21 protein-coding genes and 1 pseudogene are annotated in these 25823 nt (G+C 71.5%); 12 read left to right on the top strand and 10 right to left on the bottom strand.

The features are described from left to right. Positions 1 to 71 precede the first annotated feature (71 nt). The gene (locus ACFVHV_RS03370; RefSeq protein WP_359896803.1) at positions 72 to 488 is read left to right on the top strand and encodes a helix-turn-helix domain-containing protein; all 417 of its coding nucleotides are present in this window, start codon (positions 72 to 74) and stop codon (positions 486 to 488) included. 94 nt (positions 489 to 582) lie between these two features. Next, positions 583 to 1023, top strand: a complete 441-nt coding sequence (locus ACFVHV_RS03365) for a hypothetical protein (RefSeq protein ID WP_380348515.1) — start codon at positions 583 to 585, stop codon at positions 1021 to 1023. Positions 1024 to 1549: 526 nt separating this feature from the next. Here ACFVHV_RS03365 and ACFVHV_RS03360 read toward each other — a convergent pair. After that, entirely contained in the window at positions 1550 to 1843 is a 294-nt protein-coding gene (locus ACFVHV_RS03360; RefSeq protein ID WP_359896800.1) for a hypothetical protein, read from the bottom strand. Between the two features lie 552 nt (positions 1844 to 2395). Then, positions 2396 to 2809, bottom strand: a complete 414-nt coding sequence (locus ACFVHV_RS03355; RefSeq protein ID WP_359896798.1) for a helicase associated domain-containing protein — start codon at positions 2807 to 2809, stop codon at positions 2396 to 2398. 380 nt (positions 2810 to 3189) lie between these two features. Between ACFVHV_RS03355 and ACFVHV_RS03350 the strand changes: the two genes are divergently transcribed. Continuing rightward, on the top strand, positions 3190 to 5193 hold the full coding sequence (locus ACFVHV_RS03350; protein ID WP_380348513.1) for an alkyl/aryl-sulfatase: 2004 nt from the start codon (positions 3190 to 3192) through the stop codon (positions 5191 to 5193). Positions 5194 to 5544: 351 nt separating this feature from the next. Here ACFVHV_RS03350 and ACFVHV_RS03345 read toward each other — a convergent pair. After that, positions 5545 to 6018: pseudogene (locus ACFVHV_RS03345) on the bottom strand (SMI1/KNR4 family protein); the annotation flags it as partial. Positions 6019 to 6135: 117 nt separating this feature from the next. Here ACFVHV_RS03345 and ACFVHV_RS03340 point away from each other — a divergent pair. The 4 genes from ACFVHV_RS03340 to ACFVHV_RS03325 all read left to right on the top strand — a co-directional run bounded on the left by ACFVHV_RS03340 (position 6136) and on the right by ACFVHV_RS03325 (position 12285). Further along, entirely contained in the window at positions 6136 to 7014 is an 879-nt protein-coding gene (locus ACFVHV_RS03340) for a TnsA-like heteromeric transposase endonuclease subunit (protein WP_380348511.1), read from the top strand. Then, positions 7011 to 9242, top strand: a complete 2232-nt coding sequence (locus ACFVHV_RS03335; protein ID WP_380348509.1) for a transposase — start codon at positions 7011 to 7013, stop codon at positions 9240 to 9242. The genes ACFVHV_RS03340 and ACFVHV_RS03335 overlap by 4 nt, the downstream gene beginning before the upstream one ends. 17 nt (positions 9243 to 9259) lie before the next feature. Then, on the top strand, positions 9260 to 10363 hold the full coding sequence (locus tag ACFVHV_RS03330; RefSeq protein ID WP_380348507.1) for an AAA family ATPase: 1104 nt from the start codon (positions 9260 to 9262) through the stop codon (positions 10361 to 10363). Positions 10364 to 10497: 134 nt separating this feature from the next. Then, on the top strand, positions 10498 to 12285 hold the full coding sequence (locus tag ACFVHV_RS03325; RefSeq protein ID WP_380348505.1) for a TniQ family protein: 1788 nt from the start codon (positions 10498 to 10500) through the stop codon (positions 12283 to 12285). Positions 12286 to 12719: 434 nt separating this feature from the next. Here the strand turns inward: ACFVHV_RS03325 and ACFVHV_RS03320 are convergent, their stop codons facing one another. Next, positions 12720 to 13979, bottom strand: coding sequence for an NADH:flavin oxidoreductase/NADH oxidase family protein (locus ACFVHV_RS03320; protein WP_030394836.1), 1260 nt, complete (start codon positions 13977 to 13979; stop codon positions 12720 to 12722). Between the two features lie 90 nt (positions 13980 to 14069). Here ACFVHV_RS03320 and ACFVHV_RS03315 point away from each other — a divergent pair, with 90 nt between their 5' ends. The 3 genes from ACFVHV_RS03315 (at position 14070) to ACFVHV_RS03305 (ending at position 16236) form a co-directional block, all read left to right on the top strand. Then, positions 14070 to 14693 carry a TetR/AcrR family transcriptional regulator gene (locus tag ACFVHV_RS03315; RefSeq protein ID WP_030394835.1) on the top strand — a complete coding sequence of 208 codons (624 nt, stop codon included), beginning with the start codon at positions 14070 to 14072 and terminating at the stop codon, positions 14691 to 14693. Positions 14694 to 14792: 99 nt separating this feature from the next. After that, positions 14793 to 15752, top strand: a complete 960-nt coding sequence (locus tag ACFVHV_RS03310) for an NAD(P)H-quinone oxidoreductase (protein ID WP_359896787.1) — start codon at positions 14793 to 14795, stop codon at positions 15750 to 15752. A gap of 127 nt (positions 15753 to 15879) precedes the next feature. After that, positions 15880 to 16236, top strand: coding sequence for a hypothetical protein (locus ACFVHV_RS03305; protein WP_359896786.1), 357 nt, complete (start codon positions 15880 to 15882; stop codon positions 16234 to 16236). A 107-nt stretch (positions 16237 to 16343) separates the two neighbouring features. On the opposite strand, the gene ACFVHV_RS03300 is transcribed toward ACFVHV_RS03305, so the two are convergent. Next, positions 16344 to 17045, bottom strand: coding sequence for a type 1 glutamine amidotransferase domain-containing protein (locus tag ACFVHV_RS03300; protein ID WP_359896784.1), 702 nt, complete (start codon positions 17043 to 17045; stop codon positions 16344 to 16346). Positions 17046 to 17297: 252 nt separating this feature from the next. Here ACFVHV_RS03300 and ACFVHV_RS03295 point away from each other — a divergent pair, with 252 nt between their 5' ends. Beyond that, positions 17298 to 18272: an alpha/beta hydrolase gene (locus tag ACFVHV_RS03295; RefSeq protein ID WP_359896783.1), complete on the top strand. Its 975-nt coding sequence runs from the start codon at positions 17298 to 17300 to the stop codon at positions 18270 to 18272. Between the two features lie 15 nt (positions 18273 to 18287). On the opposite strand, the gene ACFVHV_RS03290 is transcribed toward ACFVHV_RS03295, so the two are convergent. From ACFVHV_RS03290 to ACFVHV_RS03270, 5 genes are all read right to left on the bottom strand, one after another. Beyond that, positions 18288 to 19886, bottom strand: coding sequence for a succinic semialdehyde dehydrogenase (locus ACFVHV_RS03290; RefSeq protein ID WP_359896780.1), 1599 nt, complete (start codon positions 19884 to 19886; stop codon positions 18288 to 18290). A gap of 15 nt (positions 19887 to 19901) precedes the next feature. Then, entirely contained in the window at positions 19902 to 20825 is a 924-nt protein-coding gene (locus ACFVHV_RS03285; RefSeq protein WP_359896779.1) for an acetoacetate decarboxylase family protein, read from the bottom strand. Between the two features lie 962 nt (positions 20826 to 21787). After that, a complete protein-coding gene (locus ACFVHV_RS03280; RefSeq protein ID WP_359896777.1) occupies positions 21788 to 21949 on the bottom strand; it encodes a hypothetical protein in 162 nt (53 codons plus the stop codon). Positions 21950 to 22492: 543 nt separating this feature from the next. After that, complete coding sequence (locus ACFVHV_RS03275) at positions 22493 to 23182, bottom strand: response regulator (RefSeq protein WP_380348501.1); 690 nt, start codon at positions 23180 to 23182, stop codon at positions 22493 to 22495. Next, positions 23179 to 24330: a sensor histidine kinase gene (locus ACFVHV_RS03270; RefSeq protein ID WP_380348499.1), complete on the bottom strand. Its 1152-nt coding sequence runs from the start codon at positions 24328 to 24330 to the stop codon at positions 23179 to 23181. The genes ACFVHV_RS03275 and ACFVHV_RS03270 overlap by 4 nt, the downstream gene beginning before the upstream one ends. 167 nt (positions 24331 to 24497) lie before the next feature. On the opposite strand from ACFVHV_RS03270, the gene ACFVHV_RS03265 reads away from it, so the two are divergent. Next, positions 24498 to 25688, top strand: coding sequence for an alpha/beta hydrolase family protein (locus ACFVHV_RS03265; protein WP_380348497.1), 1191 nt, complete (start codon positions 24498 to 24500; stop codon positions 25686 to 25688). Positions 25689 to 25823 lie beyond the last annotated feature (135 nt).

Genomic DNA, 25823 nt, shown 5'->3' with positions numbered 1-25823 from the left:
GGAAATTTTTTCGGCGGGTAGGCCGACAGGCCGCCCCAAACGACGGGCGCACTTCACGGCAACGTCCCGAGATGCGGCGCCCCGTCGGTCTGGAGATGGTCAGGGACGGGTGGTTCGGGGTGGTGCTGCGGGCGCGGCAGGGCCGCGGTTCGGGCGAGGGAGCGGTGGTTCGCCGGTTGGCGCGGGCGCGGAAGGCGCCGGCGGATCTGGTGCTGCGGGCGCGGATGATCGAGCTGAGTCGGGCGGGGTCGAGGGTGCCCGCGATCGCGGCCAAGCTGATGTGTAGCCAGAAGACCGTGCGGTGCTGGATCCACCGCTTCAACCGGGACCGCCTTGAGGGCCTGGAGGGTCTGGGAGGGCAGGGCCGCAGGCGTCGGATCACCGAGGCCGAGCGATCGGCAGGATGCGGACCTGCTCTTCGGTTGACCATCAGTCGACGCCGCCTGCTCACCTTGGCCAACGGTTGTACGGGACAGCCCTTAGATTGACCCAATGGTGGACTCCGATCCACTGAACCAACCTGTCGGGGCGCCGTCCGTATCCCGGGCGGCGCCCCGGCGCACCAGAAATGTGGAATGGAAAATGCGCAAGAGACGTAATCCGTGGGCGCTCGCCTACCTCCTGGTCGGGCTCGTGTTCTTGCTGATCGCTGTCGCTGTAGCGGCCACTGCCACCAGGGTCGACGACCTCATCCCCATCGTCCTTGGCGGTGTTCCGGGCCTGGTACTGACGATCCGTGCCCCGATGTACGGCGTCGCATTCGGAGACACCGGCCTGAAGTACTCCGGCCTGCTCAACTCGCGCTCCTACACCTGGTCCGAGATCCAGGAGGTGAGGCCCGCCGTCGTTTCGGGAACCCTGTTCTCCTCGACCGTCCCGGAACTGCTCCTGGCCTCGGGCAAGACCGACCAGTTCCCGATGCTGGCGGGCTACGGGTCGGGGAACACGCCCAACCAGCGGATCGAGCAGCTCGTGGCCGAATTGGAAGAGGCGCGCTCGTCCGCCCTCTCCTCAGCACGGTGATCACGCTCTCCGAAACTCCGACTTGGCTTCTCCGTTCCTGCTGGTCAGCAGCTTGGGAGCGGAGACGCCCTTGTCTCCTCTTCTGATCATGCCGACTTCGGTCAAACGACTCGGCCCGGACCCCATGGCGGTGTCCGGGCCGAGTTCTCGCTTGCGGGGCGGGCACCGCCATCGTGCGGTCCGGGCGGCACGGGCGTGCCGGACGAACACCGGGACCTGGGCGCCGTCGAATTCCTCCAGGACCTGTTGGGCCGGTTCGTCGCCGCCGGGGCTTGCCAGGAGCGTGCGGGCCTCGGCGCGCAGGGCCGGGAGTTTCTTCTTCGAGGCGGCGCCGGCGGTGTTCGGCCTGTCGGCAGGCGGGGCCGCAGTGCAGGGCGGGGCGGCCGGTAGCCGCCTTCGGCAGGGGCGGCCGCCTCGCGCGTGTCCGGGAGGCTGGTTGCGCGCTGCCCGTCACCTCGAGAGACCCGTCGGCGGGCAGTGACGATCCGGGCCGGCCCGGGGCCGATGGCGAGATCGGGGCAGGGATTCAGGGGATGAAGAGGCTCTGGGCGCCGGTGGTGATCTCGTCGTCACCGGCGCTGATGCGGCCGAGCTCCTCTCCGCTGCAGTCCGGACCCGAGTAGACGGTCACGGCCGTGTCGGTGTTGTTGTCGACGATGCTGGAGTCCTCCAGGGGGTAGCAGCCGGAGGGGTCCGTGTAGACCTCTTCGTTGTTGAGGTAGAGGTTTCCGGTGGCTGCGGTGGCCGGGCCGACGGGCAGGACCAGGGCGGCAGCGGTCATCAACGGGACGCCGAGAGCGGCGCGGCAGGTGATTCTCATAACCATGTGCATAGCCATTTCGGGCCGGTGCCGTAGCAGGGACGGGCAGGGGTCGCCCTTGGAGGGCGGGCCCGATGGGCCGAATGCCGGGTGCCCCACGGCCGCCGCCGACGACGACGACCACGACCCCGGTCCCGGCCCGCGGCCCGGACACGCCGACGGCGCTCCCGTCGGCGGCCAGGGCGGTATGGAGGCGCCGACGCATCAGCTCCGGCCGGCTGTCGGGGGTACGGAGTGTGCGCGGCTGCTCGGTCGTGGCCATCCGGAACTGGAGCGGCGCGGCGACCACGGCGTGGTCGATCTCGGGCGGCACAGCCACCACGGGCTCCTCACGATCGGGTGCCCGCCGCCCCGGTGGCGGCGAGCACCCGCAGGAAAGCCCACGCTTCACCGGTTTTCTCACCAGGACCGGCCCCTACGGTCACGACCCGACAACGGGTGTTCCAACCGGTCCGGCAACCGACGGTGAGAACCGGTGCGCCAACCGGTGGCCGACCATCCCGGCCACAACGCCCGGGGTTTCCTGACGAAAGCGCAGGTCAGTGGCCATGGTCAGTGGCCGTCAAAGTGGAACTCACCACCCCGACAACCCTCTCCTTCCGCTTCCTGCCCCTGGCCTTGCGGGTGGTGGTTGGCCGGTTGGGTGAGGCGGTGGAGTTGAGGGTTCGCTGCGCCTGCGGAGGGCTTCTTCTTCGGCACCGCCTCCTCGGCCGGGGCCGCCAGCGGCTCGACGCCGAGCACGACCAGGCGCTCGCGCTGCCCGTCCATCAGCCCCTGCCACACGATGTGCTGACGCTGCCGCTCCACCCACCGCCCCACATCCAGCCCTTGCAAGGTCGCCCCCGGCGGCAGATCACCGAGCTGCGCCCCGCCCTCGACGCAGTCGGCGACGGCGGCGTAGTGGCGCTGCCAGTCCAGCGGCCACGCGTGGTTCCAGTCCGGGTCGATCCCCGCGAGCGCCTCCACCCGGTCCGGCCGTCGGAGATGCCCTCGGCCAGGCCGCCCGACCCGCCACCGCCACCGCCACCGCCACCGCCGGACCGTTGCCGCTTCTGCCGATGACCGCCACCACCGCGCGGAGGACCCGTGCGGACGGACGGTGCGCGGGCCTGGGTGCGGTCGGCCGGTTTCGTCGACTGGTTGTCCGGAACGGGGCTACAGATGCCCGCCATCACGCCCGTACCGTATGTGTTCGCGCCGTTACGGATCGTGCTTTCGGGTCGGAGGTGGGGCCGGTTCGTCCGTCGTGCCACGACGTCGAACCGCCCGCACCTCACCCCGCACTCCTCGCCCCCGTGCGCCGTGCCGGCCGCCCCTGTCCTGCCGACGAAAGGTGTGCACCGCCCGTGGCTCTTCCCGATCGCGCTCAGACCCAGCCCGCCACCGCCCTGACGAGGGACCTGAACGCCGCCGTCGTGGTCCCCGACCCGGGCGCCGACGCGGAGGCCGCGTTCGCCTCCCGGGGCCTGGTCGCCGCGCTGCCCGCCGACTTCACCGTCGAGAAGGAGGGCGGCGGCCCGGTGCCCGCCTGGTCCCTGGCGCCGTTCCAGTTCCTCACCGGCCAGGCTCCGGACACCGTCAACCCGAGCCTGTGGCGCAACGCCGTGCTGAACATGAACGCGGGCCTGTTCGAGGTCGTCGAGAACGCCGTCTACCAGGTCCGGGGCATGGACCTGTCCAACATCACCTTTCTGGAGGACCCCACCGGCGCCTCCCGGGAGATCGTGGTCGTCGACCCTCTCATCAGCGAGGAGACCGCCGCCGCCGCACTCGCGCTCTACCGCGAGCACCGGGGCGACGACCGCGTCATCCGCGCGGTGATCTTCACCCACTCCCACCTCGACCACTACGGCGGCGTGCTGGGCCTCTGGGACGACCGGACCCTCCCCGACGGCGTCGAGATCATCGCCCCCGACGGCTTCCTGGAGCACGCCGTCAGCGAGAACGTCTACGCGGGCAACGCCATGCAGCGCCGCGCCCAGTTCATGTACGGCTCCCTGCTGGAGCGCTCCGCGCAGGGACAGGTGGACGCCGGCCTCGGCAAGGCCAACTCCCTGGGCACCTCGGGACTGCTCGCCCCGACGTTCACGGTCACCTCCGACATCGCCGCCCCCGGCATCGTCCAAGCGTTCGGACCGGTGAACATCGAGTTCCAGCTCACCCCCGGCACCGAGGCCCCGGCCGAGCTGAACTTCTACCTCCCCGACATCCGCTCACTGTGCATGGCCGAGAACGCCACCCCCACCCTCCACAACCTCTACAGCCTGCGCGGCGCCCAGGTCCGCGACGCCAAGGCCTGGTCGGAGTTCCTGATCCAGTCCACCGACTGGTACGCCGACCGCTCCGACTCCCTGTTCGCCTCCCACTTCTGGCCCCGCTGGAACAGCGAGCAGGAACCGGAGACGGTCCGGTCCTTCCTCACCTCGCAGGCCGACCTGTACCGCTACCTGCACGACCAGTCGCTGCGCCTGGCCAACCACGGCCGGACCATCACGGAGATCGGCGAGGAACTCGACGGCGCCGTACCCCAGTCGCTGGCCGGGCAGTGGTTCAACCGGGGCTACTACGGCACCGTCAACCACGACTCCAAGGCCGTCTACCAGCGCTACCTCGGCTGGTACGACGGCAACGCCGCCCACCTGCACGCCCTGCCCCCGGAGGAGGCCGGCGCCCGGTACGTCGACGCCTTCGGCGGCGCGGACAAGGTCGTGGACATCGCCCGGACGACCTTCGACAACGCCAAGACCGCGCAGGACTACCGGTTCGCCGCGGAGCTGCTCACCCACGTGGTCTTCGCCGACCCGACGAACACCGGCGCCCGCGGCCTCCAGGCCGACGTCCTCGAACAGCTCGGCTACCAGGCCGAGAGCGGTCCCTGGCGCAACTTCTACCTCGCCGCCGCCAACGAACTGCGCGTCCGCCCGGCGGACAGCCCCGTCGCCCTGCCGTCGCCGCAGATCATCACCCCTCCGGTCCTGGCCGCGATGCCGCTGGAGATGCTCTTCGACTACTTCGGCATCCGTCTCAACGGGCCGAACGCCGCCGAGCAGCCCCTGAGCATCGGCCTCACCGTCACCGGCGGCATCCCGGACGACCCCGCCGCCTATACCCTGCGCGTGCGCAACGGCGTCCTCGTCCAGTACCCGGACACCCTCGAACCCGCCACCGCCGACGCCGTCTACGACATCACCCGTGACGGCCTCAACCGGCTCGCCATCGCCGCCACCACCCCCGACCAGCTCCTCGCCGACGGTTCCCTCACCGTGACCAGCGGCACCATCGACCCGCTGAACACGCTCAACGCCCTCCTCGACACCTTCGAGTACTGGTTCGGTCTCACCACCCCCTGACCGCGCCCGCGGGTCCTGTCCCTCCCCGCCCCGGGAAAGGGACAGGACCCGCCCCCACGGGCGCTGCGTGCCCCGCACCGCCGCAGTTTCGCGGTGAGGTGGTGGGCGGTGACCGGCCGGCGAGGGGGCACCGGCTCCGGTGGCCGTCAGGCCTGCCGCTCGGCCTCCTCCAACCGCGCCGACTCCGCCAGCAGCTCCTCGGCGGTCCCCCGACCAGGCCGGTTGCCAGGTGAGGTCGAGGGCGCCGTCGATCGTCGCGGTGCAGGGCTGCGCGGAGCCGGCGAGGTCCGCGTGGTCCAGGAGGGCCGGTGTCCCGGTCTCCAGCGCGTTGGCGATGTCCTGGAGCATCGACGTCACCGAGGCCCATCGGGGAACGTCCAGGTCCCACGTCTCGTGATCCCAGAGGAGCACCGCGCCGTGCGTGTCACCGGGCCGGAGGTCGACGATCAGTCCGTCGCCGCCGGGGCTCAGCGCAATCGGCATGAACTCCCGCTGGTAGCGGGCCTCGGGCTGGCCGTTCTCGTCGAAGGAGTCGCCTTCCTGCTCTGCGACCAGCAGCCAGATGTCGTGGGTCTCCAGGGCCTCGTCCAACGGGACCGGGGCGAATTCGCCAGGTATCCAGTGGCTCGCGGTGACGTCGGGCAGCAGCCACCAGGCCCGCAGGTCGGCGGGCAGGGGCAGGCCGAGGTCCTTCTCGAACGCGTCCAGGCGGGAGGCATCCGGCGCTGGTCTCGCCGGGCCTCGTCGGGTGTGGGCAGTGAGCCAGGTACCGATGCGGCTCCAGGAGGTCGGGACGTCGGTGTGTCGAAGCGGGCTAGTTGTCACCAGCTGCGTGGGGCGACCTCGGTGAAGTTGTGAGGTGAGGCAGGATGCTTGTCACCGCTTAGGCGCGATATCTGTCACCTGCGACTTTTGCTGGGCTTTTCTGTCACCTGCTGTTCGTTGGAGATCAGCTTCGGCCGGTGTGGGGCGGCTGATTCCATGGCTCGCGTGTTCGATCAAGCGGGTGTCGGGGACGTGTCGGCCGTGGTGTGGTCCGATCGGTGCGAGTGGACCGATCTGGTCGTCGAGGTACCGGTGGAGGCGGGGCGTCCGACTCTTCGCCTCGGGGACAACTGGCTGCGACGGTGGTCGGCGACGTGGAGAGCTCGCGCCGGTGAGGTGTCGTGCGCGGTGCGGGACCTGGACGGCATCGTCATCTCCGGGCGGCCGGTACGCCGGTTCTCCTGGCGGCGCGATCAACGGCACCGCCCGAACCTCCAGGCCCTGGTCAGTACCGGTCGGCTCCACGGCGCGGAGAGCCTGGAGGAGGCGCGGGTCCTGCTGGCGCTGGATTTTGCCGGGGACCTGGTCGAGGTGGCGTCGCAGCCGTTCCGGTTGCGGTTCGAGTGCGAGGCGGGGCGCCGCAGCCACATCCCCGACTTTCTGGCCATGACCCGGTCGGGCTGGTGGCTGATCGATGTCCGGCCCGCCGCGCTGGTGCGCGAGGCGGACCTGGTGGCGTTCGCGGCGGCGGCGGAAGCGGCGCTGGCGTGCGGTTGGCGGTACACGGTGGTGGGTGGCTGGCAGGAACACGCTCTCGCCGCGCTGGACGCCTTCTCCTCGCGGCGCAGACCGTTGTCGGATCCGCTGGAGCTGCGGCCCGGTCTTCTGGTCGCCGCCCGGGACGGGCTGACGTTCGGTGAGCTCGCCGCGGTCGGCGGCTGCGAGCCGGTGGCCCGGGCCCAGCTGCTGCACCTGCTGTGGGGACGAAGCCTCGGCGTCGACCTGCGCCGGCCGCTGACCGACCGGTCGCCGGTGCGAGCGGGGGCCGACCGGTGAGGGGTACGGCGGCGGTGCTGGACCTGTCGCCGGGCGCCGGCCTGGTGGTGGACGGACGCGAGTGGACGGTGGAGCGGCGCGAGCCGCACCTGGGCCGGGTGCAGTTGGTCGCCGCCGACGGCGAGCGGCAGGCGGTGAGCTTCCGTTTCCTGGCCAACCACCCCGGCTGCCGGGCTTCGTCGCGCACGGCGGCGGCGGGTCCCGAGCGCGGCCGCCAGGTGCGCACGACCGGTGACCTACCGCGCGAACGGCGTGAGCTGGCGCTGCTGAGGATGGCCCACCTGCTGGAGGTGGCCACCGGGTTCCGCGGAGGCGATCCGCTGCGGCCCGGCCCGGGCGAGCCCCGGACCGGCTACGACCCCGGCACGACCACGCTGTCGCAGCGCAGGCTGGCGAAGGTCACGGAGCTCGCCGCCCTGGACCCGCAGCAGGCGAAGCTGCTCGGCCTCGCGCGGGTCGGGTACCGCACACTGATCCGCTGGGAGAGGGACCGGCGCCGCTTCGGCCTCGCGGGATGCGCGGACGGCCGCTGGCTGCGGGAGAGCGGCGGACACCCGTCGGTGAGCGAGCAGGTGCGCGAGGCGCTGTTCGCGGTGCGGGAGGAGACCCGCTACGCCTCCCGGGTGTCGATGCGCACGAAGGAGCGGATGGTCCACCGGTACGTGCGCGAGCGGTTCGGCGACGGGGTGCCGGTTCCCGGCTACGACACGCTGCGCCGGGTGTGGCGGGAGTGGTTCGGCCCGGGCGGCACCCGGCCCCGCTACGCGCGCACCGTGGAGACGGTGTTCGACGGCGGGCACGTCCTGGTGCACCGTCCGGGCCAGGTGGTGGCACTGGACACGACCGTGCTGCCGGTGTTCGTGCGCGAGGGCGTGTTCGGCGAGCCGGTGAAGGTCCACCTGACGATCGCGCTCGACGTCTACACCCACTCGGTCTGCGCGTTCCGCCTCACCCTGGTGTCGGACACCGCAGTGGACGTGGCGATGCTGCTGCGGGACGTGATGATGCCGCTGCCGATGCGCGCCGAGTGGGGCGAGGACCTGGAGTGGCCCTACCCGGGGCTTCCGGCAGCGGTGGTGGCCCAGTTCGCGGGGCACAAGGTGGCGGGCCTGCCGTTCTTCGCGCCGGAGACCGTGACCACCGACCACGGCGCGGTCTACCGCAACCACCACCTGGTGGAGGTGCAGCGGGTGCTGGGCTGCAACGTGCTGCCCGCCCGGGCGCTGCGGCCCACCGACAAGGCCGCCTGCGAGCGGGCCTTCGGGGTGATCCGCCAACTCCTGTTCGAGCAGCTGCCCGGCTACACCGGCGTGGACGTGGCGGATCGCGGTGCGGACCCGGCCGACGGGCCGCTGCTGACAGTGGAGGAGATGGAGCACCTGATCGCGACGTGGGTGGTGGCGGTGTGGCAGCGCCGGGCGCTGGGGGAGTTCGCGCCCGGCTGGGACCCTGACGGCTCGCACAGTCCGAACACGCTGTTCGCGGCCTCGTTCGCGCAGACCGGCTTCGCGATGGACATCCCCTCGCCGGAGCTGTTCTACGAACTCCTGCCCACGCACTACGTGCGCATCGACCGCCGCCGCGGGGTGAAGATCCGGGGCCTGTGGTACGACGACCCCAAGGTGCTCGGCCCCTACCGCGGCGAACGCTCCACGCGCGGCGGCGCCCACCCGGGCACGTGGGTGGTGCGCCGGGACCCGCGGGACCGCCGGTTCGTGTTCTTCCAGGACCCGCTCACCCACGACTGGCATCCGCTCGCCTGGACCGGGATGCCCCACGCGGATCGCACTCCGGCGTTCGGTGACGCCCGCGCCGGCGAACTGATGAAGAAGGCCGAGGCGGCCGGTCTGCGTCCCAGGTCCGACCGGGAGCTGCTGCCCGTCCTGCTGGAGATGCTGGCCGACGTCGCGCCGGTGGACGGCTGGAGGGGCCAACCAGGCCGGAGCGGGCGGATCGACCGCGCCCGCGAGACGGCCGCCGCCCGCACCGCCGCCGCCGACCGTCCACCGGCAGCCCAGCAGGCCGGGCCGGTCCGGGAGGTGCCGTGGCCGCAGCAGCGGCGGCAGGTCGAGGAGGCCGTCGACGGGGAGCGCCGCCACCGCCGCGAAGCCGCGACCGTCCAGGCCCCGGCCGGTGGCCCGGCCCGCCCGCTGAGCGCCGCCTTCTGGGACGGCAACCCGCTGCTGCTGCCCGCCGACACCGACGAAGCCCCGGAGCCGCCCCGGTGAACCCGACCATCGACGCCATGGGAATCGCGCCTCTGCTCGCCGCGGGCCCGCCACCCGACCGCAACCGGCTGGAGGGCTGGCAGCAGTGGCTCCGCACCCGCCACGCCTTCAGCCCCGCACCGCGCATCACGCTCGACGAGTACCGGACACTGCCGGCGCGCCGACGCGCACTGTACGACCTGCACCGCACCGCCACCCACGTCAACCTGCGACTGCAGGAGACCCCGATGAGCGCGGCCGTCGTGAAGGCGCTGCGAACCAGGCTGCAGAACAACGCGCTGAACTTCCAGCCCGGCACCCGGGTGGGGCTGATGGTCAGCGGCGGAGGATTCCAGGGCAAGACCGAGACGGTGTGCGACGCGGCCGCCTCGTTCGAGGACCTGTGGCGCGAGGTCCACCGCCAGCTCGCCCCGCACACCGAGCCGATACCCGGCACCCGCGACGCGTTCGTCCCGGTCGCCTACTGCCGGCTCCCGGTCAAGGCGACCCCGAAGGCGCTGTGCGCGAGCATCCTCGACTACTACGGGGCACCGCACCCCAAGACCCTCGACGCCATGATCCGCGCGGTGCGCGACTCGCTGCGCGACCACCGCACCACCGCCCTGCTGCTCGACGACATCACCCGTCTGCGCCTGCACCGCGAGGACGACCAGGACACCCTCGACCTGGTCCGCGAACTCATGGACCTGAACGTCACCCTGGTCCTGATCGGTGTGGACATTCCCCGCTCCGGCCTGCTGCGCGGCTCCTCCATCGACCCCGCCACCGGACAGCTGATCGTCCCCGACGTCCGCCAGGGCCGAAGCCACAACCCGTCGGCCGCCACCCAGACCGAGCGCCGCTTCGACCTCGTCGACCTCGACCCCTTCGCCTACACCACCCCCGGTCAGATCCGCGCGTTTGTCGACCACCTCACCGGCACCGAGGATCAGCTGCGACTCCTTCGCGCCGAGCCGGGGATGCTCACCGCCGGCACCATGCCCGAGTACCTGTTCCGTCGTACCGGCGGTGTCATCGGCCTGCTGCGGCGCCTGATCGAAGACGGCTGCGCGGAGGCGATGGCCGGAGGCGAGGAACGGCTGACCCGGGACCTGCTGGACGGCACCGTCATTCGCCCCTAGCGGCTCGGCGACCTCGACGCCCACGCCGGCGAGGTCCCCTCCATCCCGAAACCACCTCGTCGGCGGCGCCAGGCGCGTGCGGCCAACACGGTCTTCGACGACCAGGGCCACTACGGCACCGAGAGCAGTACCGGGTGAGCGCGTCCCGGCCGCTACCGCGCAGCCTCGACCCGCTGCCGGGTGAGAGCCTGCCCGGCTTCGTCCTGCGTCTGGCCCACCGCCTGGAGATCACCCCGCAGCACGTCCTGCGGCTCACCAGCCTCACGGTCGGCGCCCGGCAGATCGCCGTCCCGGGCTACCAGGCCGTCCACCTGCCGAAGGCGGCGGCCGCGGCGTTCGGCCGCGCGACCCGACTGAGTCCGGCCGAGGTGAGCGGTCTGTGCCTGTCGCCGTTCGCCTACCGCTACCGCCCCTACCAGCAGCACCTTGGCCGGGTCGACTTGTCGGAGCGGGCGCACTGGGCGGCGCCGGCCGGCTGGGCCTCCCACCGGCTGCGCCGCTACTGCCCCCAGTGTCTGGCATCGGACGGCACGACGGTCCAGCAGCGGCACGGCGGAGCATGGCGCAGGCTCTGGCACCTGCCCGTCTCCTTCGCCTGCCTCGCGCACCAACGGATGCTGGAGACCACCTGCCCGCACTGCGAGAAGCCGGTCAACCAGAACCTCGGAAGCCACCTGATCGCCCGCCCCGCCCTCGGCCTCCTACACCCCGCGCAGTGCCGCAACCCGGCCGCCGACACCGGCCACCCCGCTTGGCAGGAGGCCTGCGCCGGACGCCTCGACACCCCCGTACCGCCGACCACCGTGCCGGCCGACCAGCTCGACTGCCAACGCCACCTGCACGCCCTGCTCACCGAACCCGACCCCGACGCCCGCAGCATCGGCCAACACGTCAAGGCCCTCACCTGCTTCGACGACCTGTACACCGCCACGGTCCTGCTGCGTCCGGTACCCGCAGCCGGCGCCGATCCGGCGCCGCGCGAGCGCCGGATGCGCGGCGACTGCCGCCTCCCGCAGGACCCCGGGGATGCCGCCAAAGTCCTCACCACCGCGCACCAGCTCCTGGCCGCCGACGCGGCACAGGCCGAGACAATGATCAGGGAACTGCTGACGGCCGCCCGCTGGTCACCCCACCGCTGGCAGGCCGTCCTCAACAGCAACCACAACAGCTCACCCACGTTGAGCCGGTTGATCCGGGAAGCCGATTCCCTTCCACGGCCCCAGCCGAAGCCGCGAAAGCCCCAACCGCCGATCCCGCCCAGCCATCACGGCGCCTTCACCTGGCATCACATCCCGCAGTACCTCCCCGAGGAGTGGCTCCACTACTTCGATGCGCCCGCCGGTACACACGAGGCCCTGCGGCGTGCCGTGCCCGTCCACCTGGTCAAGATGATCGCTGGCGGATCGGTGCAGGACTGCGCCGAACGCCTTGGCGTGCCGTTCGGCACGGCGGCGTGGGCGATGGGCAACGCCCGCCGCCGCCTCGCCGACGCTGACGCCCTTGACGCGTTGGAAGCCGGCCTCCAGAAGCTGGCCGACCACCTTGATGCGCAGACATGCCTGGTCGACTACCACCGCCGCCGCCAGGCCCTTGATACCTGGTCTCTCTCCGAGGCCGACTGGCGCCGCCTGAGCGAGAACCTGCCCGAGCGCACCGGGCGGCGCTTCGACGACGCAGTGCGCCGCGATACCGCCGCTGTCCTGATCTGGACGGACATCACCCAGAGCCACTCCCACCAGGCCTACGTCGTTCACCGGGCACGCGCCGCTGCGCTTCCCGCCCGCAGCCCGCTCCTGCAATCCTTGACGGAGACTCGCTACCAGCGCCGCTGCGGCCGCGCCTGGGAACTACGGCCGATCGCCGAACAACTCGACGCGTACGCTCGCGATCTCGCCACCGCGATTGATCGGCCCTGCAACTGAGGGCGCATCCCCGTACCGCACAGCCTGGGCGGCCGGCTCCCGCCCCGCACGTGAAGGGCGACGAAGCAGAGGCTGTCGGCGTGTGCCGACGACCCCCTTGTCACCGGCGCCGGGTCTTGGGCTCCTCCTGCGCCTTGGCCGTCATCCTCGGCCGCGTGTCGAACGGTCTGGCTCAGCGGGCCCAGTGCCTTTGACGAGTAGTCCCTGCTTTTCACCGACTGTAGGGGCGACTCCCCATATCCCAGGACGCGATGCTGGGAAGTTGTCCGCCCGCTCCTGGTGACATCACGTTGATGCTCATTGACCCCGTCGAAGCCATCAGACCCGCCGACGCGGGTTGAAATCCGTCATGGCAGCTTCGGTCGGAAAGGCACATACGCATGCATCTTGGGCCCCTGACGCCGGACAGCGGAGACCAGGATGCGTGCCGGCTGCTACGGGTGTCGGTGGCCTGCGGCCTTTAGGCGCGTGGGCAGCCACGCACGATAGCGGCGCAGGGCCTGGCGCTGCTGACGCTGCTCCCCGAGCAGGGCGATCGCCGGGTGGATGCCGGGCCTGGGCCTGCTGCCGCGGGCGATGCGGCGCAGTTGGCGGCGGACCTGGGCCATGCTGGCGGCTGAGGCGAGGGGCTTGTCCTTCCAGGTGACCGGTCGCATCTGGCGGTCGGCCTCGCGGCCGTTGAACCAGTGGTCGGGGAGGTCGGGGGTGACGGCGAGGGCGGTGCCCATGCCGACGAGTGCGACGCCGCTGGCGAGGACCTGTTCGGCGGTGGTGCGCCGGGTGATGCCGCCGGTGAGCATCAACGGGACGGGGCTGGTGGTGACCAGGTCCTTGGCCAGCTCCAGGAAGTACGCCTCGCGGGCCTGCGTGCGGGTGTCGGTGGCTCGGCCGGTCATGGCGGGGCTCTCGTAGCTGCCGCCGGAGAGTTCGACCAGGTCGACGTCGAGCAGGGACAGCCACTCGATCACCTGGCGTGCGTCGTCGGCGTCGAAGCCGCCGCGCTGGAAGTCGGCGGAGTTGAGCTTCACGGCGACGGTGAATGACGGGGAGACCGCGGCGCGGACGGCGCGGACGGTGTCCAGGAGCATCCTGGCCCGGTTCTCCAGGGAGCCGCCCCAGGCGTCGGTGCGCTTGTTGACCAGCGGTGACAGGAACTGCGACAGCAGGTAGCCGTGTGCGGCGTGGATCTCCACCCCGTCGAAGCCGGCCTGTTCGGCGCGCGCGGCCGTGACGGCGAAGCGCTTGACGGTGGCCTCGATCTGCTGGGCGGTCATGGCGCTCGGTCGGCCGAAGCGGCCGCTGTGCTTGCCCAGGTCGACGCCGAGGTCGGACGGTCCCCAGACGACGCCGGGCATGTCGGAGGCGACCTGGCGGCCGGGGTGGTTGATCTGCATCCAGATCGCCCCGCCGGCGGACTTGCCGGCCTTCGCCCACTCGGCGAAGGGCTCCAGGGGCGCGGCCTCGTCCAGGACGACACCTGCGGGGCCGGTCAGGGCCTCGGCGTGGACCATGACGTTGCCGGTGATCAGCAGCCCGGTGCCGCCGGCGGCCCAGCGCCGGTACAGGCCGATCAGCTGCTGGTCCGGGAGCTGGCCGGTGCCGGCCATGTTCTCCTCCATGGCCGCCTTCGCGATCCGGTTGGGCAGCACCGCCCCGGAGCCCAGGGGCAGCGGCGTGAACAGTTCGCTGGCCATCTGATTCTTCCTCTTCCATCGACTAGGATGTGTACATCGCTTACATTAAGCCAATAATGTAGGCGGTGCAAACATTGGAGAGAGTGACCCATGACACAAGTGAGTGCCTCGTACCACCACGGCGATCTGCGCGCCGCATGCCTGCGCGCCGCCCGGGAACTCCTGGAGGAGGACGGGAGTGCCGGGCTGTCCCTGCGGGCCGTGGCTCGACGGGCGGGGGTGTCGGCAACCGCCCCCTACCGCCACTACGCAGACCGCGACGCGCTCGTCTCGGCGGTCGCGGCCGAGGGCTACGCCGAGCTCGCCGACCACCTGGCGGCGGCGCACCCGTCACCGCGCACGCCCGAGGACCTCGCCGAGGTCGCGGTCGCCTATGTCCGGTTCGCCCTGGAGCGTCCGGCGTTGTTCCGGGTGATGTTCGCCGAGCCCTGTGATCCGACGAGCGAGGAGCGGGTCGCGGCGACCGCCGCCATCTGGGAGTACGTCCGCGGCATCGTCCACGGCGTCTTCGCCGGCTCCGACCCCGAGGCCCTGTCCACCGCCGTGTGGGCCGTCGTCCACGGCCTGGCCTTCCTGCACCTGGACGGGAAGCTGGACACCTCCACCCCCGGGGCGGTGTCGGCCCAGGTCCGAGCCGCCGTCCAGGCACTGCTCACCGCGACTCCTGGGCAGCCCCAGCCGAAGGCCGCGACGGCCGAGCAGGTCGACGCCTAGCAGCGGCCGAGTCCGACGGGTAGATGTTGACACTGCATACTTAGCGTCCTAATGTGTGCAGTGCAAACATTTCTTGGCTCATGCGAACGGACTTGCACCATGAAGGCAATAACGATCAAGGAATTCGGCGGCCCTGAGGTCCTGGAGTGGACCGAGGTCGAGGACCCGACCCCCGCGGCGGGCGAAGTCGTCATCGACGTGGCCGCCACCGCCCTCAACCGGGCCGACATCATGCAGCGCTGGGGCCTGTACCCCCTCGCCCCCGGCACGTCCCCCTACCCCGGGCTGGAGGCGTCGGGGCGCATCAGCGCCATCGGCGAAGGCGTCACCGGCTGGAAGATCGGCGACGAGGTCTGCGCCCTGCTCACCGGCGGCGGCTACGCCCAGAAGGTCGCCGTTCCCGCGGGCCAGCTCCTGCCCGTCCCCAAGGGCCTCAGCCTCGTCGAGGCGGCGGCCCTGCCCGAGGCCGTCGCCACGGTGTGGTCCAACCTCGTCATGACCGCTCGCCTGGAGCACGGCGAGAGCCTCCTCGTCCACGGCGGCGCCGGCGGCATCGGCACCGCCGCCATCCAGATCGCCAAGGCCCTCGGAGCCCGCGTCGTCACCACCGTCGGCGGCCCGGAGAAGGCCGCCCGCGCCCGGGAGCTGGGCGCCGACGTCACCGTCGACTACCGCACCGAGGACTTCGCCGAGCACGCACCCTACGACGTCATCCTCGACGTCATCGGCGGCCGGTACCTCCAGCGCAACATCAGCTCCCTCGCAGCGGACGGGCGCCTGGTCGTCATCGGCCTGCAGGACGGCCTGGAAGCCCCGCTCAACCTCGCCGAGCTGGTCTTCAAGCGCGCCTCCGTCCACGGCACCACCCTGCGCACCCGCCCCGCCGCCGACAAGGCCGCGATCATCGCCGAGGTGCGCGAACGGGTCTGGCCGATGATCGAGGACGGGACCGTCAAGCTCGTCGTCGACCGCGCCCTCCCGCTCGCCGACGCCGCCGAGGCGCACCGCCTCATGGAGGCGGGCGGACACACCGGCAAGATCATCCTCGTCAACGACTGAGCGAAGGAACTCCACCGACACCGGCCCCTCGCTCACCCCCGACCCCACCAGCGAGAGCTTCGCCATCGCCGGGCAGACGGCCAGTGGCGGGGCCCGCTTCGGCGCACCCCGCATCGCCCGGGCCGTCGTGGACGTCCGCGAGGCCGCGTACGCGCACCTTACGGCGGCCTTCCTGCCCGAGGCGGAGGGCCGCCACCTCGTCGTGGCGGAGACCACCGACATCGTGGACCTCAGCCGCAGGCTGCTTCCCGTCCACGGGGCCGAGCCGGGGCTGCCGCGCCGAGCGGTTCCCGAGCCTCTCGCGGTCGCCCTCGCGCCGGTGATCGGACTCCCGCGCGAGTACGTGCGCCGCAACATCGGCTTCGACCTCCGCAGCGACAGGGCCAGGAGCCGTCGTGCGCCGGGCGTGCGCTACCGGCCCGCCCAGAAGTCCATGGAGGAGATGCCCGGCCAGCTCGCCGCGTCCAAAGCGCCGAAGAGCTGAAGCACGGATCCGAAGCCGGAGCAGGGTGGCGGACCGCGGTCCGCCACCCTGCTCCGCTTGTTCGGACCGTTCGCGATCCGGCCTGAAGAACCGGGCTCGCGCCCGTGTCAGTGGGCCAGGTCGGCCACCATACGGTGGGCGAGCTGCTTGGCCGAGCCGGGGTTCTGGCCGGTGTAGAGAGTGCGGTCGACCTCGATGTGGGGCAGGAGCGGGAGCTTTCCCTTGGTGTAGTGCGCGCCGCTCTCGCGCAGCCGGTCCTCCAGGAACCAGGACGCCTTGCGTCCGAAGCTGTTCAGCTTCTCCTCGAAGTTGGACAGCGCGGTGATCCGGTATCCGGCGAAGGGCCAGGAACCGTCGTTGGTCCTGGCCGCGAGCAGCGCGGCAGGGCCGTGGCACAGCAGACCCAGCGGCCTGCCGGAGGCGAGTTGCCTGGTGAGGAGCGCTCCCGAGACCTCGTCGTGGGAGAGATCTTCCATGGGGCCGTGTCCCCCGGGGTAGAAGACGAGGTCGAAGTCGTCGGGATTCACGTCGCTGAGGGAGGCCGGGGCGTCCAGTGCGTCCTGGATCGTGGCGAGGTAGTCGGCGACTTCGCGGAGGGTGCCCGGAAGGCCGGCGGTGCGGCCCATGCTGATCCTGTCCAGGGTGGGTCGCTTCCCGCCGGGGGTCGCGATGGTGATCTCCCATCCGGCCTCGGTGAAGATCTTGTGCGGCATCGCCAGTTCCTCGCCCCAGTAACCCGTGGGGTGCCTGGTGCCGTCCTTCAGCGTCCAGTGGTCGGCCGCCGTGACGACGAAGAGGGCACGGGTCATGTTCTCGCCTTTCCGGGTGATGACGGGGCCGTCCGTCCGAACGGCTGCCGTCGTGTTCCGTTTGTCTCGATCTTCGGCGCCGCCGTGGGCGCCCGCCCGGTGAGAGCCGCGGTCCGCGGCCAGGGCTACAGGTTGCGCCTCGCGCGCGGGATCCGACGATAGGAGGAGGGGAGGTTCGGCCGGGGGTTCGTCAGGCCCGGCCGGTGAGGCCGCACGAGCACGGCACACGTGTGCCCGCGACATGGAGAGAAGATGACTGAGCTTCCTGCGCCGCTCACGCCGTACCTGGAGCCCGCCGCGAAGGAGTTGTGCGAGGCGACCGATCCGCACCCGCGGCTCTACGAGGTCCCGCCGGAGAAGGGCCGCGAGATCCTGCTCGGCCTGCAGTCCGACCCGGGCGTGCCCCGGCCCGAGGTCGACGAGGAGTGGGTCGAGGTGGACACCGGCGAGTGGGGCACCGTGCGAACCCGCATCATCCGCCCCAAGGGCGTCACCGGACCGCTGCCCGTGGTGTTCTACATCCACGGCGCGGGCTGGGTCTTCGGTGACGACAAGACCCACGACCGCCTCTTCCGGGAGCTCGCCGTCGGCGCGGGCGCGGCGGGCGTCTTCCCCGTCTACGACCGCGCGCCGGAGGCCAGGTACCCCACCCAGGTGGAGCAGAACTACGCCGTAGGCCAGTGGGTGCTCCAGCACGGTGCGGAACACGGCCTGGACGCCTCGCGCATCGCGGTCACCGGGGAGTCGGTCGGCGGCTGCATGTCCGCGGTCTTCGCGCTGATGAACAAGGAGCGCGGCGGCATCGGCCTCAAGGCCCAGGTCCTGCTCTACCCGGTGACCAACGCCGACTTCGACACCCCGTCCTACTTGCAGTTCGCCGAGGGCTACTACCTCACCCGCGACGGGATGAAGTGGTTCTGGGACGCCTACACCACCGACCCGGCCCAGCGTGCCGAGCCGCACGCCTCGCCACTCCAGGCACCACTGGAGCTGCTGCGGGGGCTGCCCACCACCCTGGTCATCACCGATGAGGCCGATGTCCTGCGCGACGAGGGCGAGCAGTACGCCAACAAGCTTCGCGAGGCCGGCGTCGACGTCACGTCCGTCCGCGTGGCCGGCATGGTCCACGACTTCCTGCTCCTGGACAGCCTGCGCGACACCCGCGCCGCCAACGTCGCCCGCAAACTTGCCATCGATGCCCTCAGGACAGCGCTCCACGGCGACTGAGCGGCCCCACACTGTTCAGCGGACGCCGAACACCTTCATGGCCCTGAGCGTGCCGGTCAGCAGGGCGGCCCAGGTGTCGGGGCTGACGCGCTGTGGCGGGTAGAAGCCCTGGATGCGCTGGTGGGCGACAGTCTGGGCCTCGGTGTACTTGAGGATGCCCTCGGCGCCGTGGCGGCGGCCGAGTCCGGAGTCGCCCATGCCGCCCATCGGCGCGTCGATGCTTCCCCACGCGGCGGCGAAGGCCTCGTTGACGTTGACGGTGCCGGCGTGCACGCGGGCGGCGACTGCTCGGCCGCGCGCCCCGTTGCGGGACCAGACGCTGGCGTTGAGGCCGTACGGCGTGGCGTTGGCCCGTGCGATCGCCTCCTCGACGTGGCGGAAGGAGTAGATAGAGACGACCGGGCCGAAGGTCTCGTGGTCGTACACCGTCATCTCGGGGGTGACGTCGGTGAGGATGGTCGGCTCGTAGAACAGGGGGCCGAGGTCCGGGCGGGCCCTGCCGCCGGCCAGGACGGTGGCGCCCTTGGCCACGGCGTCGTCGACGTGTTCGGTGACGGTTCCCAGCTGGGACGGCGTGGTGAGGGAGCCGACGTCGACGCTGTAGTCGTACGCGGCGCCGATCCTGAGCTTCTTCGTGCGCTCGACGAACGCGGCGACGAACTTGTCGCGGACGGACTCGGCGACGTAGAGGCGCTCGACGGAGACGCACAGCTGGCCGGCCGAGGGGAAGCAGGCGTTGACCGCGCCGGCGGCGGCCTTGTCGATGTCGGCGTCGTCCAGGACGATCATCGGGTTCTTGCCGCCGAGTTCGAGGGAGGCCCCGATCAGGCGCCGGCCCGCGTCGCTCGCGATCTGGCGTCCGCTGGCGGTGGAACCGGTGAACATCATGTAGTCGGCGCCTGCCATCAGGGCGCCGCCGATGGCACTGCCCCGGCCGACCACGATCTGCCACACGTCGGCCGGCAGCCCCGCCTCGTACATCAGGTCGAGCGACCACAGGGCGGTGAGCGCGGTCTGGGTGTCGGGCTTCTGGACGACGGCGTTGCCCGCCATGAGCGCGGCGATGGCGTCGCTGGCGGCCATGCTCAGGGGGTAGTTCCACGGGGAGATCACCGTGACGACGCCCTTGGGGTGGCGCAGTTCGGTGGTGTGGGTGAGCAGCGGGATCGCGCCGCGGCGGCGCTTTGGGCTCAGGTACTTGGCGGCGTTGCGCGCGTAGTAGCGGGAGACGATCCCGATGTCGACGACTTCGAGGAACGCGTCGCGGCGGGTCTTGCCGTTCTCGGCCTGCATGAGGTCGAGCGCCTCCTCCTGGCGGGCGAGGACGAGGTCGTGGAAGCGCAGCATGATCCTCTTGCGCTCCGCGATCGGCGTGGCCGCCCAGGTGGCCTGGGCAGCGCGGGCGCGGGCGAACGCGGCCTCGACGTCGTCGGGGGTGGAGATGGGGAAGTCGCCCAGGGGGTGGCCGGAGTACGGGGCGCTGGTGGTGACGCGCGCGGCGTTCGGTGCGGCGGAGACCCGTGCGGTCAGCCGCTCGATCAGCGCCGGGGTGATGGAGGCGGGCAGGCCCTGGGCGCGGGCGGCCGTGGGGCTGGCGGTTTGTGCGGTGGCCATGGCGAGGGTTCCTTGCTACTTGTTCCGGCGCTGGACCGAGGTGGGGACCGGCATGTGGAGGGCGAGCTGGCCTTCGGTCATCACGTCGAACTGGATGGTCCGCATCGGCTTGAGCGAGCGCAGGTCGTCGGACATCCGGCCCTCGCCGAGCTGGAGGCGGACGTCACGCGGCAGGCGCGTCGTGCCGGCGTTCAGCACGTTGGTCTGGCTCAGGGTGGAGTGCCATGCGCCGTTGATCGTCGTGTAGGAGGTGAGCGAGCTGACGCGGTCGCCGCTCAGGTGGGCGGTCTGCTTCGGCGTGGTCGCCTGGAGCGACAGGTCGAGGCCGCCGGCGTCGTTGGTGACCCGGGCGGTGGTGCGGCGCTCGTCGATGTCGACGTCGAGGCCGGTGACCCACTTGGGGAAGCCGTAGCCGTCGTGGCCGCGGACTTGGGCGATCTCCGTGCTGACCGGCAGGGACAGTACGTAGGAGTCGAGGTGTTCGTTCTTGAGGCCGGCGACGAGGTCGAAGAATCCGAGCTTGCCGTGCCGCGCGGGCTTCACGGCGATGCCGACGGCGGCCTCGGTGTAGAAGTCGATGTCGCACACGTCGTAGCGGAAGAACATGACCGAGATCAGCCCGAGGCCCGGGGCGATCTCCAGCGGCGCGAGCTCGCCGGGCAGCCTGGTCCGGATCGTGCTGGAGGGCGCCAGCATGGTGATCCGGGCGGTCGAGACGCTGTAGTAGAAGTTCGGGGTGAGCGTGGGGCCGATCGGGGAGTCGACCTTGATCTTGGGCAGCTGCCGGAAGAAGTCCACCCCGCTGACGCGGGGGTCCCGGGCGATCTCATCCAGGTCGGGGTTCATCCGGTACCGGTCGTACAGACCCCCCTTGGGGACGGTGACCGTGCGGCCGCCCAGGTCGACCTTGACGGTGGTGTCCTTCTGCGCCGAAGACATGGCCCGGCTCCTCACTAGTCATGTAAGCGGTGTACACATGACTATAGGTCGCGATGTAAGCACCGTCAACAATGGGGTGCACGGGGATTCCGCAGACAGACACGGCCGCCGGGGTTGGCCTGCCGACCATGCGGCCAGCCGCCCACCGAGACCGTCGTGCCGGCGGCTGAGCACCTCCAGCAACGATTACTCCCGCATGCTCAGGCCGTGCCGGGCCTGAAGCGAATGTTCGACGCGCACCTCGACCCAACCCTGCAAGAGGGACAGGGCGGCCCAGTCGCCGGCGAGGGCGGTGAGCGCGGGATCCATGGCGACCGCGTAGGCCCTTCCTTTCAAATATCCGTTAATTCAAATACCAGCGTGCGGCTGTATACCGCTAGAGCAACTAAATCCCGTGTGCCCTCTGCCGCTCAGCCGCTGGCGCCATGGCAGTCGATCCCACTGTTGCTGCACGCGGAGGCGATCCTTCCGCCCGCCCGGGGTGACGCCCCGATCGATCCCCCGTTGGGCTTGGTGACAACAAGCCTGCCTTGGTGACGCCTATCGTGCTTCGGCACAGCTCCCCATGGCGGCCGCGAGCCTAGCCAGCTCCGCGACCCGCGCGCTGGTCGTGATCTGACCTGGAGGGCTGGCAACCCGCCCTGGAGGAGCGGACGGCGTACAGGGCCGTCAGGCGTTCGCGGGCGGCCCGGGCGTGCCGGGCGGCCTGGGCGAGTTGTTCGCCGGTCGGCAGAGCGTCCCGTGTCCTGCGGGCCTTCAGGTCCTGTCCGGCCCCGCTCCCGGTCGGCTTTCTCGGCCTCCGGGTCGAGGCTGTGGTTCACGCCCACCGGGCGAGGCTGCGGCATGCGTCCGTGTGTGGCCGACCGGGCCGGTTCACCGGGAGTTTTCTCTGCAGACAGCGGACGGGCCGTCACCGGTGCTGCGGTGGCGGCCCGTCGAGGGTGATGCTCAGAGGGTGATGCTCATACGGCCGGGCCGATCAGGCCTGCCAGGGCCCGGTGTGCGCGTCGGGTGGTGCGCTCGGCGCGGCTCTTGAGCCGGAGCGCGCGCGTGAGGCGGTGCTTCTCGGCCTCCCGCAGGCGCTCGTCGATCGTCGCCCGCGCAACCTCGATGTGGTAGATCATGATGCTCCCCCTGTCCGGGGTGATTCGTCGGCATCATCGTCATGCCGGCCCTTCGGACCACCCTCTGTGCTTCAGAGCCTACACCCAAATACGGGGCAAGGCCTTGCATTTAACGTTCCGTTCAAGAAATTGCCTACTGATCGAAGGCTTCGATGCCGATCAGCTCCCAGGTTCCGCGTGGTGGAGATTCGGTGCCCGGATCCCTGCCCGGGCCGTCGCGAGAGCGGCACCAACCCCGGCCGGCTGGTCGAACGCGTCGTCGCGGCCGGACCGGTCGAGCGCCGCACCGACGCCGAGGAGCGCCACACACGGAGCCGCGCGGGGCCGGCCGACACCGCGCCGGGGAAGGAGAAATCGTGCAATTCGAGAGCACCCTGACCGTCGGCGTGCTCTTCGCCCACCTCGCACGGTCCGAGAGCCTCCCGCGCTGGAACTGCGCGCTCGACACCACGGAGCAGACCTCCCCGGGACCGATCGGGGTCGGCACGACCCACCGCCGGGGCAGTCCCCTTCGGGCGGTGCACCGTCCCAGCCGGTGGGGCGTCAGCCCGTGGACGGGAGGTTCCCGCCCGCGGTGACCATGCCGGTCTCATAGGCGATGACGACCAGCTGGGCCCGGTCATGGGCGTGGAGCTTGGCCAGCAGCCGCCGGACATGTGTCTTGACGGTCGCGACGCTCAGCCCCAGGTGCTCGGCGATCACGCGGTTGGGCAGTCCCCGGGCCACCAATCGGAGCACTTCCCGTTCCCGTGGGGTCACGCCCGCCAGCTCCCGGGCGAGTCGCGGGCGCGGCTCGTGGCGTCCGGCGAACTCGTGGATCAGACGGCGGGTGACCGCGGGCGCGAGCAGGGCGTCGCCGGCGGCGACCACCCGCACGGCTGTCAGCAGGTCGGCGGGGAGGATGTCCTTCAGGATGAATCCGCTGGCTCCGCCGCGCAGTGCCGCGTACACGTACTCGTCCAGGTCGAACGTGGTGAGGATCAGCACCCGGGTGCCGACGGCGTCCGGGTCCGCGCAGATGCGCCGGGTGGCCTCCAGACCGTCCGTGCCCGGCATCCGGATGTCCATCAGCACGACGTCGGGCCGCAGCCGCAGGGCGAGTTCGACGGCCTGCTCGCCGCTGACGGCCTCGCCCGCGACGGTGAGGTCCGGCGCGTTCTCGATGAGCAGGCGGAAGCCCGTCCGCAACAGCGCCTGGTCATCGGCGATGAGAACCCGGACCGGCCGGTTCACCGTGCTGTCTCCGATCCGCAGGGCAGCCGCGCGTGCACCCGGAATCCACCCGTCGCCAGGGGGCCGGCGGAGAGGGTCCCGCCGCACATGGCCGCCCGCTCCCGCATCCCGACGAGTCCGTGCCCGCCGCCAGGACGCCCGGGCGGGAACCGGGGCGGGAAACGGGGCGGGAGCCGGGACGGCGCGTCGTTGACGACCTCGATCTCGACCGCCTCGGGACCCGTCCGGGAGAGGTTCACCCGGCAGTCCGCCGATCCCGCGTGCCTGACGACATTGGTGAGGGCTTCCTGAACGATCCGGTAGACCGCCAGTTCCACACCCGGGGGGAGCGGTGGATCCGGGTCGACGGACAGCTCCACGCGTGGGCCTGCGCCGTCCGCGAGCGCGGGCAGGTCCGCCAGACCGGGGGCGGTCCCCGACTCGGCTCCGTCACCGGGTGACCGCAGAACGCCGAGCATGCGGCGCATCTCGGTGAGCGCCGTCCGGCCCGCTGTCCCGACCAGTGCGAGGGTCCGCTCGGCCTCCTGCGGGTTGGTGGAGGCCACCGCACGGGCCACCTCGGCCCGTACCGCGATGACAGTCAGATGATGGGCCACCACGTCGTGGAGCTCGCGGGCGATCCGCAGGCGCTCGTCCGTCACGGCCTGCCGGGCGGCGAGTTCCGCGTACGACCGCTGCTCTCTCAGCGCGGTGCCCACCAGCCAGGGCAGCGTCATCATCAAGGAGGCGAAGACGACGCCCGACGCGACCCCGGAGGCCGGGACCGGTCGCGGTACGAGGGTCATGGCCGCCGCGACGGCGACCAGCGAGCAGCCGAGCGCCGTCGCGGACCGGCGCCGCGGTTCCCGCGCCGCCACCGTGTACAGGGCGGCCCCGACGGGGACCCAGGACTCCTCCCATCCGGTGAACACCATGGCGAGGACCGCTCCGGCCAGGACCGTGTACAGAACCCGGACGGACCATCTGCGCCGTACCGCGACCGGCAGCCAGACCGCCGCCGCCACCGCTCCCGCTCCCCAGCCACCGCTGCGCGTCTCGCTCGCGCCGAACGCCAGGGCGAGGAGCACGGCCGCGACCGTGTCCACGCCGTGCCACTGTCCGTCCCGCAGACGTCCGGCCACCAGCGGCCGTGACTCCCCGTCGCCCATGCCGGCCACGCTATCCAAGCGGGGGCCCGGGACCTGTCAGCCCGGAGGACGTCATCTCGCGGGCTGACTCATCCGCGCGGCCGATGCCCGTCATACCCTCCTGGGCTGACACCGGGTTCCTCCCCGGGGGCGAAGCCGCCGGGCCCGTCGGACGCGACAGTGGAGCCATGAATCGGAGAACACTGCTGTCCTCGTCCGCCGCACTGGCCGCCGCCATGATCACGGGTCCGCTCGCGCCGGTGGCCGTCGCGCGGCCGAAGCGGGAGGAACCCGTGCGGTTCCAGCTGCCCGCCCCGAACGGACCGTACCCGCTGGGTACGATCGCGCTGCACCTGGCCGACACCGCGCGGCCGGACCCCTGGGTGCCCTCCCGCCCCTGCCGTGAGCTGATGATCAGCCTCTGGTACCCCGCCCGCGGCCGCGCGGACCGCCCCACCGTTCCCTGGATGCCTCCGGCGGCGGCCGACCGGTACCTGAGCCTCCTCGGCCTGCCTCCCGGCCGGGTGCGACTGGGAGACACCCACGGCCACGAGGGCGCTCCCGTCGGCGGCCCACCGGGCCCCCTGCCCGTCGTTCTCTACTCCCCCGGCGCCGACGCGTCACGGTCGTTCGGCACCGGCGTCGTGGAAGACCTCGCCAGTCACGGCTTCCTGGTGGTCACCGTCGACCACACCTACGACGCGGCGGCGGTCGCCTTCCCCGGTGGACGCGTCGAGACGAATCCGCAGGGCGGGATCAGCGACTACGCCAAGGCCCTCGCGGTCCGTACCGCCGACATCCGGTTCGTCCTGGACCGGCTCGCCGTCCTCCGCTCGGGTGGCCACCCCGGCGTCTGCCGCACCCCGCTGCCCACAGGCCTGCGCGGGGCGCTCGACCTGCGGCGCGTCGGGATGCTCGGTCACTCCCTGGGCGGCGCCACCACCGCCGCGACGATGCTCATCGACGGGCGGATCACGGCGGGAGCGAGCCTGGACGGGGGCGCGGCGGGCCCGGTGGTGGACGCCGGGCTCGACCGTCCGTTCCTGGTCGTGGACACCCTGGGCAAGGGCGGCATGGAGAGCAACCCCGCCCTGCGCGCGTTCTGGTCGCATCTGCGCGGCTGGCGCCTGCATCTGACCGTACGGGGAGCCGCGCACCACTCGTTCGGCGACGATGTGCTGATCCTGCCGCTGATCGCCCCTCTCCGGGGCATGTCACCGCCCGATCTGGAGGAAGAGGTCGGGACGATTCCCGGGCACCGGGCCCAGGCGTTCCAACGCGCCTACCCGCGAGCCTTCTTCGACCTCCACCTCCGCGACCGGGGGCGGCTGCTCGACGGTCCCTCCCCCGGCTTCCCCGAGGTCGACTACGCCCGGTGAACGCCCTGGCGCCGGGCCCTGCCCGTCCGGGCTCCGAGGTACGACGCCGGGGCGTTCACCGGGCGGGGTCCAGCGAGGGAGAGTCGTCGGTGTCCTCGGCTTCGCAAGGAGGATCACGACCCGGGAAATCCTGCG

Source organism: Kitasatospora sp. NPDC127116 (genome assembly GCF_042677365.1).
In the GTDB taxonomy this organism is placed as follows: Bacteria; Actinomycetota; Actinomycetes; order Streptomycetales; family Streptomycetaceae; genus Kitasatospora; species Kitasatospora lactacystinica.
The sequence above is the reverse complement of the archived record's forward strand: the minus strand, read 5'-3'. Positions and strand labels throughout refer to the sequence as shown.

Bases quoted from the DNA above. Each gene is read 5' to 3' on its own strand.
- ACFVHV_RS03370 (WP_359896803.1), top strand. From the start codon at position 72: ATGCGGCGCCCCGTCGGTCTGGAGATGGTCAGGGACGGGTGGTTCGGG.
- ACFVHV_RS03365 (WP_380348515.1), top strand. From the start codon at position 583: ATGCGCAAGAGACGTAATCCGTGGGCGCTCGCCTACCTCCTGGTCGGG.
- ACFVHV_RS03360 (WP_359896800.1), bottom strand. From the start codon at position 1,843: ATGAGAATCACCTGCCGCGCCGCTCTCGGCGTCCCGTTGATGACCGCT.
- ACFVHV_RS03330 (WP_380348507.1), top strand. From the start codon at position 9,260: ATGGGAATCGCGCCTCTGCTCGCCGCGGGCCCGCCACCCGACCGCAAC.
- ACFVHV_RS03320 (WP_030394836.1), bottom strand. From the start codon at position 13,979: ATGGCCAGCGAACTGTTCACGCCGCTGCCCCTGGGCTCCGGGGCGGTG.
- ACFVHV_RS03315 (WP_030394835.1), top strand. From the start codon at position 14,070: ATGACACAAGTGAGTGCCTCGTACCACCACGGCGATCTGCGCGCCGCA.
- ACFVHV_RS03310 (WP_359896787.1), top strand. From the start codon at position 14,793: ATGAAGGCAATAACGATCAAGGAATTCGGCGGCCCTGAGGTCCTGGAG.
- ACFVHV_RS03300 (WP_359896784.1), bottom strand. From the start codon at position 17,045: ATGACCCGTGCCCTCTTCGTCGTCACGGCGGCCGACCACTGGACGCTG.
- ACFVHV_RS03295 (WP_359896783.1), top strand. From the start codon at position 17,298: ATGACTGAGCTTCCTGCGCCGCTCACGCCGTACCTGGAGCCCGCCGCG.
- ACFVHV_RS03290 (WP_359896780.1), bottom strand. From the start codon at position 19,886: ATGGCCACCGCACAAACCGCCAGCCCCACGGCCGCCCGCGCCCAGGGC.
- ACFVHV_RS03285 (WP_359896779.1), bottom strand. From the start codon at position 20,825: ATGTCTTCGGCGCAGAAGGACACCACCGTCAAGGTCGACCTGGGCGGC.
- ACFVHV_RS03280 (WP_359896777.1), bottom strand. From the start codon at position 21,949: ATGATCTACCACATCGAGGTTGCGCGGGCGACGATCGACGAGCGCCTG.
- ACFVHV_RS03270 (WP_380348499.1), bottom strand. From the start codon at position 24,330: ATGGGCGACGGGGAGTCACGGCCGCTGGTGGCCGGACGTCTGCGGGAC.
- ACFVHV_RS03265 (WP_380348497.1), top strand. From the start codon at position 24,498: ATGAATCGGAGAACACTGCTGTCCTCGTCCGCCGCACTGGCCGCCGCC.